The sequence below is a fragment of the Burkholderia sp. BCC0398 genome (assembly GCF_902833245.1).
Taxonomy (GTDB): Bacteria; Pseudomonadota; Gammaproteobacteria; order Burkholderiales; family Burkholderiaceae; genus Burkholderia; species Burkholderia sola.
Window position 1 is genome coordinate 185488 of sequence record NZ_CADFEM010000002.1, and the last position, 16203, is coordinate 201690.

Annotated in this window: 14 protein-coding genes; 6 read left to right on the plus strand and 8 right to left on the minus strand. The window is 69.0% G+C overall.

Features of this window, described 5'->3' with window-relative positions:
- Window positions 1-24 precede the first annotated feature (24 nt).
- A complete protein-coding gene (locus HWX76_RS04700) occupies window positions 25-576 on the minus strand; it encodes a cob(I)yrinic acid a,c-diamide adenosyltransferase (RefSeq protein ID WP_050011780.1) in 552 nt (183 codons plus the stop codon).
- Between the two features lie 136 nt (window positions 577-712).
- Between HWX76_RS04700 and HWX76_RS04705 the strand changes: the two genes are divergently transcribed.
- From HWX76_RS04705 to proC, 6 genes are all read left to right on the plus strand, one after another.
- Window positions 713-2122 carry an FAD-linked oxidase C-terminal domain-containing protein gene (locus HWX76_RS04705; RefSeq protein WP_050011781.1) on the plus strand — a complete coding sequence of 470 codons (1410 nt, stop codon included), beginning with the start codon at window positions 713-715 and terminating at the stop codon, window positions 2120-2122.
- Between the two features lie 38 nt (window positions 2123-2160).
- Window positions 2161-3654, plus strand: a complete 1494-nt coding sequence (locus HWX76_RS04710; RefSeq protein ID WP_050011782.1) for an FAD-linked oxidase C-terminal domain-containing protein — start codon at window positions 2161-2163, stop codon at window positions 3652-3654.
- 203 nt (window positions 3655-3857) lie between these two features.
- Complete coding sequence (gene glcE, locus HWX76_RS04715; protein WP_050011783.1) at window positions 3858-4946, plus strand: glycolate oxidase subunit GlcE; 1089 nt, start codon at window positions 3858-3860, stop codon at window positions 4944-4946.
- Between the two features lie 7 nt (window positions 4947-4953).
- Complete coding sequence (glcF, locus tag HWX76_RS04720) at window positions 4954-6180, plus strand: glycolate oxidase subunit GlcF (RefSeq protein ID WP_124593874.1); 1227 nt, start codon at window positions 4954-4956, stop codon at window positions 6178-6180.
- Between the two features lie 130 nt (window positions 6181-6310).
- Complete coding sequence (locus HWX76_RS04725) at window positions 6311-7009, plus strand: YggS family pyridoxal phosphate-dependent enzyme (protein ID WP_176015563.1); 699 nt, start codon at window positions 6311-6313, stop codon at window positions 7007-7009.
- Between the two features lie 53 nt (window positions 7010-7062).
- Complete coding sequence (proC, locus tag HWX76_RS04730; protein ID WP_176015564.1) at window positions 7063-7875, plus strand: pyrroline-5-carboxylate reductase; 813 nt, start codon at window positions 7063-7065, stop codon at window positions 7873-7875.
- Between the two features lie 101 nt (window positions 7876-7976).
- Here the strand turns inward: proC and ubiA are convergent, their stop codons facing one another.
- The 7 genes from ubiA to recG form a co-directional block, all read right to left on the minus strand.
- On the minus strand, window positions 7977-8840 hold the full coding sequence (gene ubiA / locus HWX76_RS04735; protein WP_176015565.1) for a 4-hydroxybenzoate octaprenyltransferase: 864 nt from the start codon (window positions 8838-8840) through the stop codon (window positions 7977-7979).
- 206 nt (window positions 8841-9046) lie between these two features.
- A complete protein-coding gene (dpsA, locus tag HWX76_RS04740; protein WP_050011787.1) occupies window positions 9047-9535 on the minus strand; it encodes a non-specific DNA-binding protein DpsA in 489 nt (162 codons plus the stop codon).
- 119 nt (window positions 9536-9654) lie between these two features.
- On the minus strand, window positions 9655-9801 hold the full coding sequence (locus tag HWX76_RS04745; protein ID WP_162838113.1) for a hypothetical protein: 147 nt from the start codon (window positions 9799-9801) through the stop codon (window positions 9655-9657).
- Between the two features lie 110 nt (window positions 9802-9911).
- Entirely contained in the window at window positions 9912-12098 is a 2187-nt protein-coding gene (katG, locus tag HWX76_RS04750; protein WP_176015566.1) for a catalase/peroxidase HPI, read from the minus strand.
- A gap of 100 nt (window positions 12099-12198) precedes the next feature.
- A complete protein-coding gene (locus HWX76_RS36920; RefSeq protein ID WP_260432681.1) occupies window positions 12199-12327 on the minus strand; it encodes a hypothetical protein in 129 nt (42 codons plus the stop codon).
- A 393-nt stretch (window positions 12328-12720) separates the two neighbouring features.
- Entirely contained in the window at window positions 12721-13680 is a 960-nt protein-coding gene (locus HWX76_RS04755; protein WP_006476864.1) for a LysR substrate-binding domain-containing protein, read from the minus strand.
- 127 nt (window positions 13681-13807) lie between these two features.
- Window positions 13808-16120, minus strand: a complete 2313-nt coding sequence (gene recG / locus HWX76_RS04760; RefSeq protein ID WP_050011789.1) for an ATP-dependent DNA helicase RecG — start codon at window positions 16118-16120, stop codon at window positions 13808-13810.
- Window positions 16121-16203 lie beyond the last annotated feature (83 nt).

A 16203-nucleotide genomic window follows, 5' to 3' on the forward strand; every position in this document is an offset into this window, starting at 1 on the left:
GTGCGCAAAAAGCGGGATGGCGCGTTAGCGGACGCGCTCGCGCTCCCACAGCACGTCGGCGCCGCCGCCGGCGCGGTTCAGCACGCGCGCCAGTACGAACAGCAGGTCGGACAGCCGGTTCACGTAACGCCGCGGCGCATCATTCAGCGTATCGGTGCGGCCGAGCGCGACGATCGAGCGCTCCGCGCGTCGGCACACGGTTCGGCACACGTGTGCGAGCGACGCCGCGCGCGAGCCGGCCGGCAGGATGAATTCCTTCAGCGGCGGCAGCGTCGCGTTGTAATCGGCGAGCCACTGGTCGAGGCGCGCGAGATGCGTGTCGTCGAGCACCGCGTGGCCGGGGATGCACAGCTCGCCGCCGAGATCGAACAGGTCGTGCTGGATCGTGACGAGCGCGGTGCGCACGTCGTCCGGCAGCGGCTCGGCCAGCAGCACGCCGAGATTCGAGTTCAGTTCGTCGACGTCGCCGATCGCGGCGATCCGCGCGTCGTCCTTGCCGATGCGCCGTCCGTCGCCGAGGCCGGTGGTGCCGTCGTCGCCCGTGCGCGTCGCGATCTTGCTCAAGCGGTTGCCCATGCGAATGTCCTCTCGTGCGCGGCCGCGACGCGGCCCGGTTGGCTGGAACGCGATTATCGCAGCCCGCGGCGGGAGGCGCAGCAGGCGTTACAGCGTAGAATGGGCCGACAGTATGACAAGCAGTCAGGAGACATTCGTGAACCACCCTGCCCCGCCGGCCGCCACGCGCCGCCCGCTGCCCCCCGCCATGCTCGATGCGCTGCGCGCCGCCTTCGGCGAGCGCGTGTCGACCGCCGACGCAGTCCGCGCCCATCACGGCTGCGACGAATCCCCGTTCGATCCGCAACTGCCCGACGCCGTCGTGTTCGCGCGCAGCACCGACGACGTGCGCGAAGTCGTGTCGCTGTGCTCGCTCTACAGCGTGCCGCTGATCCCGTACGGCGCCGGCTCGTCGCTCGAAGGCCACCTGCTCGCGGTGCGCGGCGGCGTGTCGCTCGACCTGTCGGAAATGAACCGCGTGCTGTCGATCAACGCCGAAGACCTGACCGTGACGGTCGAGCCGGGCATCACGCGCAAGGCGCTCAACGAAGCGCTGCGCGACACCGGCCTGTTCTTCCCGATCGACCCGGGCGCCGACGCCAGCATCGGCGGGATGACCGCGACCCGCGCATCCGGCACCAATGCCGTGCGCTACGGCACGATGCGCGAGAACGTGCTCGGCCTCACCGCGGTGCTCGCGGACGGCCGCATGGTCAAAACCGGTTCGCGCGCACGCAAGTCGTCGGCCGGCTACGACCTCACGCGCCTGTTCGTCGGGTCCGAAGGCACGCTCGGCGTGATCACCGAGATCACGCTGCGCCTGCACCCGCTGCCCGAAGCCGTATCGGCCGCGATCTGCACGTTCCCGACGATGGGCGACGCGGTGCGCACCGTGATCGAGACGATCCAGATCGGCGTGCCGATCGCGCGCGTCGAATTCGTCGACGCGCTGGCCGTGCGCTCGATCAACCGTCACTCGAACCTGACGCTGGCCGAAGCGCCGACGCTGTTCTTCGAATTCCACGGCACCGACGCCGGCGTGAAGGAACAGGCCGAACTCGTGCAGGCGCTCGCCGGCCAGAACGCCGGCCAGGGCTTCGAATGGGCGACGCGCCCCGAGGATCGCACGCGGCTCTGGTCCGCGCGCCACAACGCGTACTTCGCGATGCTGCAGTTGAAACCCGGCTGCCGTGCGGTAACGACCGACGTGTGCGTGCCGATCTCGCAGCTCGCCGCGTGCGTCGAGGAAACCGAGGTCGACCTGCGCGCGTCGTCGCTGCCCTGCCCGATCGTCGGCCACGTCGGCGACGGCAATTTCCACGTCGCGATCCTGATCGATCCCGACAAGCCCGAGGAGCTCGCCGAAGCCGAACGCATCAACGACCGGATCGTCGAGCGCGCGCTGCGGCTGGGAGGCACCTGCACGGGCGAGCACGGCGTCGGGCTGCACAAGATGCGCTTCCTGCCGCAGGAGCACGGCGACAACGCGATCGACACGATGCGCGCGATCAAGCTCGCGCTCGATCCGCGCAACCTGATGAATCCGGGCAAGATTTTCACGTGCTGACCCGGCGGCGCGACATCGCGCCCCACGCTGGAGACCTCATGAACGCTCCCGTCGAACTGTCGAGCGCCGCACGCGCGCAGCGCCAGCGCGAAGTCGTGCAGGCGCTGATGGCCGTGCTGCCGACGCACTGCCTGCTGTACCGCGACGAGGACACGGCGCCGTACGAATGCGACGGCCTGTCCGCCTACCGCCGGCTGCCGCTCGCGGTCGCGTTGCCCGAGACGGAATCGCAGGTGCAGCGGATCGTGCAGATCTGCCGCCGCATGGAAGTGCCGATCGTGCCGCGCGGCGCCGGTACGAGCCTGTCGGGCGGCGCGCTGCCGATCGCGCTCGGCGTCGTGCTGTCGCTCGCGCGCTTCACGCGCATCGTCGAAGTCGACCCGTACGCCCGCACCGCGACCGTGCAGCCCGGCGTGCGCAACCTCGCGATCTCGGAAGCGGCCGCGCCGTACGGCCTGTATTACGCGCCCGATCCGTCGTCGCAGATCGCGTGCACGATCGGCGGCAACGTCGCGGAAAACTCGGGCGGCGTCCACTGCCTGAAATACGGGCTGACCGTGCACAACGTGATGCGCGTGCGCGCGGTGACGATCGACGGCGAGGTCGTCGAATTCGGCTCGCTCGCGCTCGACATGCCAGGCCTCGACCTGCTCGCGGTGATGATCGGCAGCGAAGGGATGTTCGCGATCGTCACCGAGGTCACGGTGCGGCTGATCCCGAAGCCGCAGACCGCGCAGCTCGTGATGGCGAGCTTCGACGACGTCGTCAAGGGCGGCGAGGCGGTAGCGGCGATCATCGCGTCGGGCATCATCCCGGCCGGGCTCGAGATGATGGACAAGCCGGCCACGCAAGCCGTCGAGGCGTTCACGCACGCGGGCTACGACCTCGACGCGAAGGCGATCCTGCTGTGCGAATCGGACGGCACGCCGGAAGAAGTCGCCGAGGAGATCGTGCGGATGACCGCCGTGCTGCGCGAACACGGCGCGACGCGCATCCAGGTGTCGCGCAACGAACACGAGCGGCTGCGCTACTGGTCGGGCCGCAAGAACGCGTTCCCGGCCGCCGGCCGCATTTCCGCCGACTATTACTGCATGGACGGCACCGTGCCGCGCCGCGCGATCGGCCCGCTGCTCGCGCGCATCGAGCAACTCGAAACGCGCTACGGGCTGCGTTGCATCAACGTGTTCCATGCGGGCGACGGCAACATGCATCCGCTGATCCTGTACAACGCGAACGATCCGGACGAGCTGCACCGCGCCGAGCAGTTCGGCGCGGAAATCCTCGAATGCTGCGTGGAATTCGGCGGCAGCGTGACGGGCGAGCACGGCGTCGGCATCGAAAAACTCAATTCGATGTGCGTGCAGTTCTCGCCGCAGGAGCGCGATGCGTTCTTCGCGGTCAAGCGCGCATTCGATCCGGCCGGGCTGCTGAACCCGGACAAGGGCATCCCGACCCGCGCGCGCTGCGCCGAATACGGTCGCCAGCACGTGCGCGGCGGGCTGCTGCCGCACCCCGACCTGCCGCGTTTCTGAACGGCGCACGGGTCGCGGCTCCGCACCGGCGGCCGCGGTGCGGGGCTCTGCCGCGCCCGCGCGGCGCGGTCGCGCCCGCGCGGCGCGGTCGCGCGCCGGCGCCGGCATGCCGCACGCGAGACGGGGCTTAGGGATAGTCGCGATGTGGAATCGCGCCACCCCGGTACAATCGACCGAACAACAAGTCGAGGCAGCAACAGAACATGGAAGAGGACGACATCGTCGCCGGATGGGCCGAGCGCGTTCGCGCGGCCAGTGCCGACGGCCGGCCGCTGCGGATTCGCGGCGGCGGCACCAAGGACTGGTACGGCCAGGCGCTCGACGGCGAAATACTCGACACGCGCGCGTTTCAGGGCATCGTGTCGTACGACCCGGCCGAGCTCGTCGTCACGGTCCGCGCGGGCACGCCGCTCGCGCAGCTTGAAACCGTCCTCGCCGAGTGCGGCCAGATGCTGCCGTTCGAGCCGCCGCATTTCGGCCGCGCGGCCACCGTCGGCGGCTGCGTCGCGGCCGGCCTCGCGGGCCCGCGCCGCGCCACCTGCGGCGCACCGCGCGATTTCGTGCTCGGCGTCACGCTGATGAACGGCCGCGGCGACATGCTGCGCTTCGGCGGGCAGGTCGTGAAGAACGTCGCCGGCTACGACGTGTCGCGGCTGATGGCCGGCGCGCTCGGCACGCTCGGGCTGATGCTCGACCTGTCGATCAAGGTACTGCCGATGCCTGTCGCCGAGGTCACGCTGAAGTTCGAGATGACCGCGACCGACGCGGTGCGCAAGCTCAACGAATGGGGCGGTCATCCGTTGCCGGTCAGCGCGAGCGCGTGGCGCAACGGCACGCTCGTGCTGCGCCTGTCGGGCGCGGAAGCCGCCGTCAAATCCGCGAAAACGCTGCTCGGCGGCGAAGTCGTCGACGCGGTCGAGGCCGAGCGCTTCTGGGCCGGCCTGCGCGAGCACACCGACCCGTTCTTCAACGGCATCCCGCCCGGCTACGCGCTGTGGCGCCTGTCGCTGCCGTCGATCACCGAACCGATGCACCTGCCCGGCACCCAGTTGATGGAATGGGGCGGCGCGCAGCGCTGGTGGATCACCGACGCCGACGCGCAGACCGTGCGCATGAGCGCGAAGCAGGCCGGCGGCCATGCGACGCTGTTCCGCGCGGGCGATACCTACGACCGCAGCGCGGGCGTGTTCACGCCGCTGCCCGCGCCGATGATGAAGATCCACCGCGGGCTGAAAAGCGCGTTCGATCCCGCGCGCATCTTCAATCGCGGCCGGCTGTACCCTGATCTCTGAGGGATCGATGCAAACGAATCTCGCCGATTTCATCCGCAACACGCCCGACGGCGACGAGGCCGACGCGATCCTGCGCAAGTGCGTGCACTGCGGGTTCTGCACCGCGACCTGCCCGACCTATCAACTGCTCGGCGACGAACTCGACGGCCCGCGCGGCCGCATCTACCTGATCAAGCAGATGGTCGAAGGCGCGGCCGTCACGCGCAGCACGCAACAGCACCTCGACCGCTGCCTCACGTGCCGCAGCTGCGAGACGACCTGCCCGTCCGGCGTCCAGTACGGCCGGCTCGTCGAGATCGGCCGCAAGCACGTCGAGGCGCAGGTGGTGCGCCCGGCGCAGCAGCGGCTGATGCGCCGCGTACTCGCGAGCGTCGTGCCGAACGCCGCGCTGTTCTCGCCGGTGATGCGGCTCGGCCAGCACGTGCGGCCGCTGCTGCCGAAGCGGCTGCGCGACAAGGTGCCGCCGCGCACGCGGCTGCTCGAATGGCCGCATCGCACGCATACGCGCAAGATGCTGATGCTCGGCGGCTGCGTGCAGCCGTCGATGCTGCCGAACATCAACATCGCGACCGCGCGCGTGCTCGACGCGCTCGGCATCGAGACGGTCGTCGCGCCCGACGCGGGCTGCTGCGGCGCGATCCGCCTGCACCTGAACTATCACGACGAAGCGCTCGACGACGCACGCCGCAACATCGACGCGTGGTGGCCGCACGTCGAACAGGGCGTCGAGACGATCGTGATGAACGCGTCGGGCTGCGGCGCGACGGTGCTCGAATACGCGCACCTGCTGCGCGACGATCCGGCCTACGCGGAAAAGGCGCAGCGCATCGTGTCGCTGACGCGCGACATCTCCGACGTGCTGCTCGCGTTCGAGGCCGAACTCGCGACGATCGCGCGGCGCCGCGCGATCCATACGGTCGCGTACCACCCGCCGTGCACGCTGCAGCACGGCCAGCAGTCGCGCGGCAAGGTCGAGCGCCTGCTGGAGACGCTCGGCATCGACGTGCGGCTGCCGGCCGACAGCCACCTGTGCTGCGGCTCGGCCGGCACCTACTCGCTGACGCAGCCGTCGCTGTCGTACCGGTTGCGCAAGCAGAAGCTGCTGAAGCTGCAGGCGCTCGAACCGCAGATGATCGTGTCCGGCAACATCGGCTGCATCGCGCATCTGCAGAGCGGCACGCAGGTGCCGGTCGCTCATTGGGTCCAGCTCGTCGAGCATTTGCTGTACGGCTAGAGGCTGTTCACGCCGATAACGGGCGGGCGCGCGGCGTCCGTATAATGAGCGGATCGATGCGCCGCGTGTCGCGGCGCATCAGCTTCATGTCCGCTTCCGTGCCGCCTCCGTGCCTGCTTCCGTGCCCGTCATGTCCGATCTCGCCGCCCGTCTCGACTCCGTTCACCGCCGCATCGCCGACGCCGCCCGCACGGCCGGCCGCGATCCCGCCACCGTCTCGCTGCTCGCCGTGTCGAAGACGTTTCCGGCCGACGACGTGCGCGCCGCGCATGCGGCCGGGCAGCGTGCGTTCGGCGAAAACTACGTGCAGGAATCGATCGACAAGATCGACGCGCTCGCCGACTTGCGCGCGAGCCTCGAATGGCATTTCATCGGGCCGCTGCAATCGAACAAGACGCGCGCCGTCGCCGAGCGCTTCGACTGGGTCCATTCGGTCGACCGGCTGAAGATCGCGCAGCGCCTGTCGGAACAGCGCCCCGCGCATCTGCCGCCGCTGAACGTGTGCGTGCAGGTGAACATCAGCGGCGAGGCGTCGAAGAGCGGCGTCGCGCCGGCCGACGTGGCCGAGGTCGCACGTGCGGTCGCCGCGCTGCCGTCGCTGCGGCTGCGCGGCCTGATGGCGATTCCCGAACCGGCCGGCGACACCGACGCGCAACGCGCGCCGCATCGCGCGCTGCGCGCGTTGTTCGACGCGTTGCGCGCCGACGGCCTGCCGCTCGACACGCTGTCGATGGGCATGTCCGCCGATCTCGACGCTGCGGTGCTCGAAGGCGCGACGATCGTGCGCGTCGGCACCGCGATCTTCGGCGCGCGCGATTACGCGCACTGAGCGCCGCGCTCTTTTCCGCCTTTCCGTCCACTCACTCGCTCATTCCCGACATCATGAAAATCGCATTCATCGGCGGCGGCAACATGGCCGCGGCCCTGATCGGCGGCCTGATCAAGCGCGGCGTCGCCGCGGACGGCCTGTACGCCATCGACGTCAACGAGGACGTCCGCGCGCGCGCCGCGCAGCAGTTCGGCATCCGTACCGGCGCGGCCGTCGACGCGACGCTCGCCGACTACGACGCGATCGTGCTCGCGGTGAAGCCGCAGGTGCTGCACGACGTCGCGCAGGCGCTCGCGCCGCACCTGAAGTCGCAGCTCGTGATCAGCATCGCGGCCGGCATCCGCGGCGCGGATCTCGCCCGCTGGCTCGGCGGCTACGCGCGCGTCGTGCGCACGATGCCGAACACGCCCGCGCTGGTCGGCATGGGCGTGACGGGCCTGGCCGCGCTGCCGGGCGTCGACGCGGCCGGCCGCGAACTCGCGTCGAACGTGCTCGGCGCGGTCGGCGAGATCGTGTGGTTCGACGACGAAGCGCGGCTCGACGCGGTCACCGCGATTTCGGGCAGCGGCCCCGCGTACGTGTTCTATTTCATCGAAGCGCTGCAGGAAGCCGCGCGCCGTCTCGGCATGAACGACGAGCAGGGCCGCGCGCTCGCGGTCGCGACGTTCACGGGCGCCGCGCAGCTCGCCGCGCAATCGGGCGAACCGGCGAGCGTGCTGCGCGAACGCGTGACGTCGAAGGGCGGCACGACCGCCGCCGCGCTCGCGGCGTTCGACGCGCAGGGCGTGAAGGAAGCGATCGTGCGCGGCGCGCTCGCGGCCGAAGCGCGGGCGAAGGAAATGGGCGACGAGCTCGGCCGCGCGTAAGCGCGACAGCGGCACCGGTTTGGCCGGCGCCGGACGTAAAAAAAGCGACCGTCGGGTCGCTTTTTCGTTGGCACCGCGCGAAAAGACGCGCGCAGTGTCGGTCAGTTGCCGGCCAGCAGGTAATGCACGGCGATGCCGGCGAACAGCACGCCGCCGAGCCAGTTGTTGTGGCGGAACGCCGCGAAGCACGGCATCCGTTCGCGATCCTTGATCAGCGTGTAGTGATACAGCGCGCAACCGACCGCCGCCGCCCAGCCCGCCCAGTACGCGAGGCCGAAGCCGAGCGTCACGCCGATCCACACGTAGATGCCGAGCGTCGCCGCGTAGCACGCCATCACGGCCGCGACGTCGAAACGGCCGAACGTCAGCGCGGACGTGCGGATGCCGATCTTGATGTCGTCGTCGCGATCGACCATCGCATATTCAGTGTCGTACGCGACCGACCAGAAGATGTTCGCGACCAGCATCACCCACGCCAGCATCGGCACCGTGTCCTGCACGGCCGCGAACGCCATCGGGATGCCGAAGCCGAACGCGATGCCGAGATACGCCTGCGGAATCGCGAAGAAGCGCTTCATGAACGGGTAGGAGCCGGCGACGAACAACGCGACGACCGACAATTCCTTGGTCAGCGTATTGAGCGGCAGGATCAGCAGGAACGCGATGAACGACAGCCCGACCGCGATCGCGACGGCTTCCCATGCGCGGATCTTGCCCGACGTCAGCGGCCGGTCGGCCGTGCGCTTCACGTGGCGATCGAAATCGCGGTCGGCGTAGTCGTTCATCGCGCAGCCGGCCGAGCGCATCAGCAGCGTGCCGAGCGTGAAGATCACGAGCAGCGACCAGCGCGGGTGGCCGTCCGACGCGATCCACAGCGCGTTGAGCGTCGGCCACAGCAGCAGCAGGCTGCCGATCGGCTTGTCCATCCGGACGAGCCGCAGATACAGGGGAAAGCGGGCAAGCATGGCGAAGCACCGGGAAGAGAATCCCGGCATTTTAGAGCCGACCGGTGCTCCGCGTCATGTCGGCGCGACCCGCGGCCGGCGGTCGTGGCGGGCCGGCTGGCCGCCGCGGCCCGCTGCGCGCGGCCGTGCCGCTGTGCGCATCATTCAGGGGCCAGATTCCAGGCCGCCCCGGATTGGGCCAGCCTGCCGCCCCGGCCGCGCCGGGCTTATGCAAGCAGCGACCGCAGCATCCATGCGGTCTTTTCATGCGTCTGCAGGCGCTGCGTGAGCAGATCGGCGGTCGGCTCGTCGCTCGCCGCGTCGGCGATCGGGAAGATGTCGCGCGCGGTGCGCACGACCGCCTCGTGCCCTTCGACGAGCTGGCGAATCATGTCCTCGGCGGCCGGCACGCCCTTCGCTTCCGGCACCGACGACAGTTTCGCGAATTCGCCGAACGTGCCGGGCGCGACGACGCCCAGCGTGCGAATGCGCTCGGCGACGGAATCGACCGCGAGCCACAGTTCGTTGTACTGCTCCTCGAACATCAGGTGCAGCGTGTTGAACATCGGTCCGGTCACGTTCCAGTGGAAATTGTGGGTCTTCAGGTACAGCGAAAACGTATCGGCGAGCAGGCGCGACAGGCCGTCCGCGATGTTCTTGCGGTCCTTGTCGCTGATACCGATGTTGATCTGCGTGGCGTTGCCTTTCTTGGCCATCTTCGGGACTCCTCATTCGACATGTTGAACCGGCGAAAATGCGTCGAGCAATCCGCATGCCGTGTCGCGCGGCATGCGTTCGCGACTCGCCATTCTAGCGTCGCGAATCGGGCGTCGCACTACGCGAGCGCATGCAGCGCCTGCGCGGCCAGCTCCGCCGCCCCGCCGACGACGATCGCGAAGCCGACCCCGTAGCGCGCCAGCTCCGCCGGCGAGCGCAGAATGGGCGACGCGGCCGCGCGCACGTTGAGCATCATTTGCGTCATGGTCGTCACTCCTTTGACAAGACATCGTTCAGAGAAGAAACGGCCGGTCGCTGGACCGGCCGTTTCACGTTGCTGCATGACTGCGTGACTGCATCAGCACGCGGCCGGGTTCATGCGAGGTCGAAGCGGTCGAGGTTCATCACCTTGTTCCAGGCCGCCACGAAATCCCGCGCGAACTTCTCCTTCGCATCCGCGCTGCCGTACACCTCGGCCAGCGCGCGCAACTGCGAGTGCGAGCCGAAGATCAGGTCGACGCGCGTGCCCGTCCACTTGACCGCACCCGTCGCGCGGTCGCGCCCTTCGAACACGTCGTTCGCTGCCGATACCGGCTTCCATTCCGTGCCCATGTCGAGCAGGTTCACGAAGAAGTCGTTCGTCAGCGTTTCCGGACGATCGGTGAACACGCCATGCTTCGCGCCGCCGGCATTCGCGCCGAGCACGCGCAGGCCGCCGACGAGCACCGTCATCTCCGGCGCGCTCAGCGTCAGCAACTGGGCCTTGTCGACCAGCAGCGCCTCGGCCGGCGTCTTGTACGCATGCTTCAGGTAGTTGCGGAACCCGTCCGCCACCGGCTCGAGCACGGCCATCGCTTCGACGTCGGTTTCTTCCTGCGACGCATCCGTGCGGCCCGGTGCGAACGGCACCGTAATCGCGACACCGGCGTGCTTCGCCGCCTGCTCGACGCCGGCCGCACCGGCCAGCACGATCAGGTCGGCCAGCGACACCTTCTTGCCGCCCGTCTGCGCATCGTTGAACGCCTTCTGCACGCCTTCGAGCGTTTCGAGCACCGCCGCGAGCGCCGCCGGCTGGTTCACTTCCCAGTCCTTCTGCGGCGCGAGGCGGATGCGCGCACCGTTCGCGCCGCCGCGCTTGTCCGAGCCGCGGAACGTCGCCGCCGACGCCCATGCGGTCGACACGAGCTGCGACACGGACAGGCCCGTGGCCAGCACCTTCGCCTTCAGCGCGGCGACGTCGGCGGCGTCGATCAGCGGGTGATCGACGGCCGGGACCGGGTCCTGCCACAGCAGGTGTTCCGCCGGCACGTCCGGGCCGAGGTAACGGGAACGCGGGCCCATGTCGCGGTGCGTGAGCTTGAACCACGCGCGTGCGAACGCGTCGGCGAATTCGGCCGGATTCTCGTAGAAGCGGCGCGAGATCTTTTCGTAGGCCGGGTCGAAACGCAGCGACAGGTCGGTCGTCAGCATCGTCGGACGATGCTTCTTCGACGCGTCGTACGCATCGGGAATCACTTCGCCGGCATCCTTCGCGACCCACTGGTGCGCGCCGGCCGGGCTCTTCGTGAGCTCCCACTCGTAGCTGAACAGGTGCTTGAAGAAGTCGTTGCTCCACTGCGTCGGCGTCGACGTCCACGTGACTTCGAGGCCGCTCGTGATCGTGTCCTTACCCTTGCCCGTGCCGAACGTGCTCTTCCAGCCGAGGCCCTGCTGCTCGATGCCCGCGGCTTCCGGCTCGGGGCCGACGTTCGACGCCGGGCCGGCGCCGTGCGTCTTGCCGAACGTGTGGCCGCCCGCGATCAGCGCGACCGTTTCCTCGTCGTTCATCGCCATCCGCGCGAACGTCTCGCGGATGTCGTGCGCGGCGGCGACCGGGTCCGGGTTGCCGTCCGGGCCTTCCGGGTTCACGTAGATCAGGCCCATCTGCACCGCGGCGAGCGGGTTTTCGAGCTCGCGCTTGCCCGTGTAGCGGCTGTTCGGGCCGCCGCTCAGTTCCAGCCAGATCTTTTCCGAACCCCAGTAGACGTCGTCCGGTTCCCACGTGTCGGCGCGGCCGCCCGCATAGCCGAACGTCTTGAAGCCCATCGATTCGAGCGCGACGTTGCCGGTCAGGATCAGCAGGTCGGCCCACGAGATGTTGCGGCCGTACTTCTGCTTGATCGGCCACAGCAGGCGGCGCGCCTTGTCGAGGCTCACGTTGTCCGGCCAGCTGTTGAGCGGCGCGAAGCGCTGCTGCCCGCCGCCCGCGCCGCCGCGGCCGTCGGCCGTGCGGTACGTGCCGGCGCTATGCCATGCCATGCGCACGAACAGGCCGCCGTAGTGGCCGAAGTCGGCCGGCCACCAGTCCTGCGACGTCGTCATCAGCGCGTGCAGGTCCTGCTTCACCGCGGCGAGATCGAGCGTCTTGAACGCTTCCGCGTAGTCGAAATCGGGGTCCATCGGATCGGATAGCGCCGAATGCCGATGCAGGACGTTGAGGTTCAGCTGATTCGGCCACCAGTCCTTGTTCGTCGTGCCGCTGCCTGCGGTGTGGTTGAACGGGCACTTCGTTTCGTTCGACATGCTTTTTCTCCTTGTCTTGCTCGTAGGCCCCCACGTGCCGGGCGCGGTTCGTGGAGCATTGCGGGGGGATGAAACGGAACAGGCGGTTCCTCCTGTCGTACTACGGGATGTCGCGCGCGGCCTGCGACACGCATTCCCGTTGCCACGCGCCGCAGGCGGGGCGCGCGCGGAAGGGGCTGCCGGCACGCGTCGTGCCGGCGAGGCGGCCGGCTTGTCGGGTATCGGACATGCAATGCTTCCTCATGGCTCGACGGCGGGTGAATCGGGGGAACACAGGACCGGCGTGCGGCGGCACTCATCCGCCATACACACGGTCCGCCAGGTATGCGAACGCAATCGGGCGCAGGCTGCGAACCGCCGCCCTGGCGCGATGTACGACCGTGTCGCGCGACGGGGTGTTCCGCTGCGCGTGCTGCAATACCGACCGCATCATGACATCCTCCTTTGACGCTTGCATTCAACCTGCATCCCGAACGTCGGCGCGACGCCGATCCATGGAGAGGATTCTATCTATATCTATCAATTATTTGAATTTGATAAATTTCATCTATGCGATAGGGAAAAATAAACGGGGTCGCACGACCCCGTTCATCACGCTGCCACACACGCCTGCGCCAACGCGTCAGTTCATCGTGGCCGGCATGTCGAGCTTCGCGACACCCGGCAACTCGCACGCGGCGATCGCGTCGCTGATCGCGTCGATCGCGGGCATCCGTGTGAAGCTCTTGCGCCACACGAGCACCACGCGGCGGTCGGGCACCGGTTCGTTGAACGGCACGTACGACAACAGCTCGGCGTCGGGCCCGTTCGCGCGCGGGCCGACCTCGGCGACCGACATCCGCGGCAGCACGGTGATGCCGACGCCGCTCGCGACCATGTGGCGAATGGTTTCGAGCGACGAGCCCTCGAAGGTCTTCTGGATGCCGTCGGCCGTCTGCGAGAAGCGCATCAGTTCCGGGCACACGCCGAGCACGTGATCGCGGAAGCAGTGGCCGTTGCCGAGCAGCAGCATGGTTTCCTGCTTCAGGTCCTCGGCGTCGATTTCGTCGCGCTTCTCCCACGGATGGCCGGCCGGCAGCGCGACGACGAACGGCTCGTCGTACAACGGCCGCACCATCAGGCCGGTTTCGGGGAACGGCAGCGCCATGATCGCGGCGTCGATCTCGCCCTGCTTCAGCAGTTCGAGCAGCTTCAGCGTGTAGTTCTCCTGCAGCATCAGCGGCATCTGCGGAACACGCTGGATCATCTGCTTGACGAGCGTCGGCAGCAGGTACGGCCCGATCGTGTAGATCACGCCGAGGCGGAACGGGCCGACGAGCGGGTCCTTGCCCTGCTTCGCGATCTCCTTGATCGCGAAGGTCTGCTCGAGCACGCGCTGCGCCTGGGTGACGATCTGGTCGCCGATCGGCGTCACGCTCACTTCGCTCGCGCCGCGCTCGAAAATCTGCACGTTGAGCTCGTCTTCGAGCTTCTTGATCGCCACCGACAGCGTCGGCTGGCTCACGAAGCACGCTTCGGCCGCGCGACCGAAATGCCGCTCGCGCGCGACCGCGACGATGTACTTCAATTCAGTCAGGGTCATTGTGGGTCAATCAGGGATATACAGGCGATAGGTTTAATTTATACACCGGTTGGCACCGGTTCGCCAAGTTTCTCTGCATCGCGATGCGTCGAGTGGCGGCTTTCGATCCGGCCCCAGGGCCGGTCGATCAGGCTTTCAGGTACTGCTCGCGCGCGCCGAGCCAGCGCGCGAGATGCTGGGTGACGACCTCCGGATACGCGGCAATCAGCCGCGCGGCGGCCTCGCGGGCCGGATCGATCAGCCAGCCGTCGGTCTCGAGGTTCGCGAAGCGCAGCATCGCCGCGCCCGACTGGCGCGCGCCGAGGAATTCGCCGGGGCCGCGGATTTCGAGGTCGCGCCGCGCGATCTCGAAGCCGTCGGTCGTCTCGCGCATCGTCTTCAACCGCTCGCGGCCCGCGATCGACAGCGGCCCGGTGTACAGCAGCACGCACACCGACGCCGCGGTGCCGCGCCCGACGCGGCCGCGCAACTGGTGCAGCTGCGCGAGGCCGAAACGCTCGGCGTGCTCGATGACCATCAGCGACGCGTTCGGCACGTCGACGCCGACCTCGATCACGGTCGTCGCGACCAGCAGCTGCACTTCGTTGCGCGTGAACGCGTCCATCACGGCCGCCTTGTCGGCCGGCGACAGCCGGCCATGCACGAGGCCGACCTTCAACTCGGGCAGCGCCGCGGCCAGCGTCTCGTAGGTTTCGACGGCCGTCTGCAGTTGCAGCGTCTCGCTCTCCTCGATCAGCGGGCACACCCAGTACACCTGGCGCCCGGTCAGCGCGGCCTCGCGCACGCGGGCGATCACCTCGTCGCGCCGCGCGTCGCCCACCAGCCGCGTCAGCACCGGCGTGCGACCCGGCGGCAGCTCGTCGATCGTCGACACCTCGAGATCCGCGTAGTACGTCATCGCGAGCGTGCGCGGAATCGGCGTGGCCGACATCATCAGCTGGTGCGGCTGGAAGTCGCGCGCGCCGTTGGCCGCATTCGCGGCCTTCGCGCGCAGCGCGAGACGCTGCTCGACGCCGAAGCGGTGCTGCTCGTCGACGATCACGAGGCCGAGCCGCGCGAATTCGACCGTGTCCTGGATGATCGCGTGCGTGCCGATCACGAGCTGCGCGGTGCCGAGCGCGGCCGCCTCGATCGCCGCGCGTTTCTCCTTCGCTTTCAGGCTGCCCGCGAGCCACGCCACCGTGACGCCGAGCGGCTCGAGCCATGCGCGCAGCTTGCGCGCGTGCTGTTCCGCGAGGATTTCGGTCGGGGCCATCAGCGCGGCCTGGTAGCCGGCGTCGATCGCCTGCGTGGCGGCCAGCGCCGCGACGACCGTCTTGCCGCTGCCGACGTCGCCCTGCAGCAGCCGCTGCATCGGGTGCGCGAGCGTGAGGTCGTGCGCGATCTCGTCGACGACGCGCGCCTGCGCGCCCGTCAGCGTGAACGGCAGCGCCGCGTAAAAGCGCGTGGTCAGTGCGTCGGCATCGGTCGCGGTGCGGCGCGGCATCGCGGGCGCGGCGCGCGTGCGGCGCTCCTCGTGCGCCCGCTTCAGCGACAGCTGCTGCGCGAGCAGCTCCTCGAACTTGATGCGCGTCCACGCAGGATGCGAGCCGTCCATCAGCGCGGCTTCGTCCGAATCGACGCGCGGGTGGTGCAGGATGCGCACGGCCTGCTCGAGCGACGGCACGTCGAGCGGCTTCAGGTAATCGCGCTGGATCTCGGGCGGCAGCAGTTCGGGCAGCGGCGTGCGTTCGACCGCGTTCTCGATCGCCTTGCGCAGATACGCCTGCGACACGCCGGCCGTACTCGGATAGACGGGCGTGAGCACCTGCGGCAGCGGTGCGTCGGCTTCGACGACGCGCACGGCCGGATGCACCATTTCCATCCCGAAGAAGCCGCCGCGCACGTCGCCGCGCACGCGCAGCCGCTGGCCGACGGCCATCTGCTTGACCTGCGACCCGTAGAAATTCAGGAAGCGCAGCACGAGCTGCTCGCCGTCGTCGTCCTGGATCTTCACGACGAGCTGGCGGCGCGGCCGATACGCGACCTCGTTGTCGAACACGACACCTTCGGTCTGCGCGATGCCGCCCGGCAGCAACTCGCCGATCGGCGTGAGCGTGGTCTCGTCCTCGTAGCGCATCGGCAGGTGCAGCACGAGATCGATCGAACGCGTGAGGCCGAGCTTCGCGAGCTTGTCGGCGGTTTTCACGGGCTTGTCGGCGACTGCCTTTTTCTTGCGCTTCGCACCGGCCGCGCCGGCTTCGTCGCTCGCGGCGGCGCCGTCGGCGTCGGGCGCGGCGGCCGCGGGCTGCGCGAGCCGGCCGTCGGCGCCGCGCTTCGGGCCGGTGCGGCGCGCGCCGGGGCCCGATGCGGCCGGCGCGGGCGTGGCGGCATCGTCCGCGTCGAACGGATCGGCGGAATCGGCAACGGCAGCGGGGGAACGGCGTGGTGACACAGGCATCGGATCGTCTGGGTGCTTCGCAAGGCAAGTACAATAGCGGCTTTCACGTCGTCCGAACGAACGACGCCGGCCAGGCCGCGCAT

Bases quoted from the DNA above. Each gene is read 5' to 3' on its own strand.
- HWX76_RS04700 (WP_050011780.1), bottom strand. From the start codon at position 576: ATGGGCAACCGCTTGAGCAAGATCGCGACGCGCACGGGCGACGACGGC.
- HWX76_RS04710 (WP_050011782.1), top strand. From the start codon at position 2,161: ATGAACGCTCCCGTCGAACTGTCGAGCGCCGCACGCGCGCAGCGCCAG.
- glcE (WP_050011783.1), top strand. From the start codon at position 3,858: ATGGAAGAGGACGACATCGTCGCCGGATGGGCCGAGCGCGTTCGCGCG.
- glcF (WP_124593874.1), top strand. From the start codon at position 4,954: ATGCAAACGAATCTCGCCGATTTCATCCGCAACACGCCCGACGGCGAC.
- HWX76_RS04725 (WP_176015563.1), top strand. From the start codon at position 6,311: ATGTCCGATCTCGCCGCCCGTCTCGACTCCGTTCACCGCCGCATCGCC.
- proC (WP_176015564.1), top strand. From the start codon at position 7,063: ATGAAAATCGCATTCATCGGCGGCGGCAACATGGCCGCGGCCCTGATC.
- ubiA (WP_176015565.1), bottom strand. From the start codon at position 8,840: ATGCTTGCCCGCTTTCCCCTGTATCTGCGGCTCGTCCGGATGGACAAG.
- dpsA (WP_050011787.1), bottom strand. From the start codon at position 9,535: ATGGCCAAGAAAGGCAACGCCACGCAGATCAACATCGGTATCAGCGAC.
- HWX76_RS04745 (WP_162838113.1), bottom strand. From the start codon at position 9,801: ATGACGCAAATGATGCTCAACGTGCGCGCGGCCGCGTCGCCCATTCTG.
- katG (WP_176015566.1), bottom strand. From the start codon at position 12,098: ATGTCGAACGAAACGAAGTGCCCGTTCAACCACACCGCAGGCAGCGGC.
- HWX76_RS36920 (WP_260432681.1), bottom strand. From the start codon at position 12,327: ATGTCCGATACCCGACAAGCCGGCCGCCTCGCCGGCACGACGCGTGCC.
- HWX76_RS04755 (WP_006476864.1), bottom strand. From the start codon at position 13,680: ATGACCCTGACTGAATTGAAGTACATCGTCGCGGTCGCGCGCGAGCGG.
- recG (WP_050011789.1), bottom strand. From the start codon at position 16,120: ATGCCTGTGTCACCACGCCGTTCCCCCGCTGCCGTTGCCGATTCCGCC.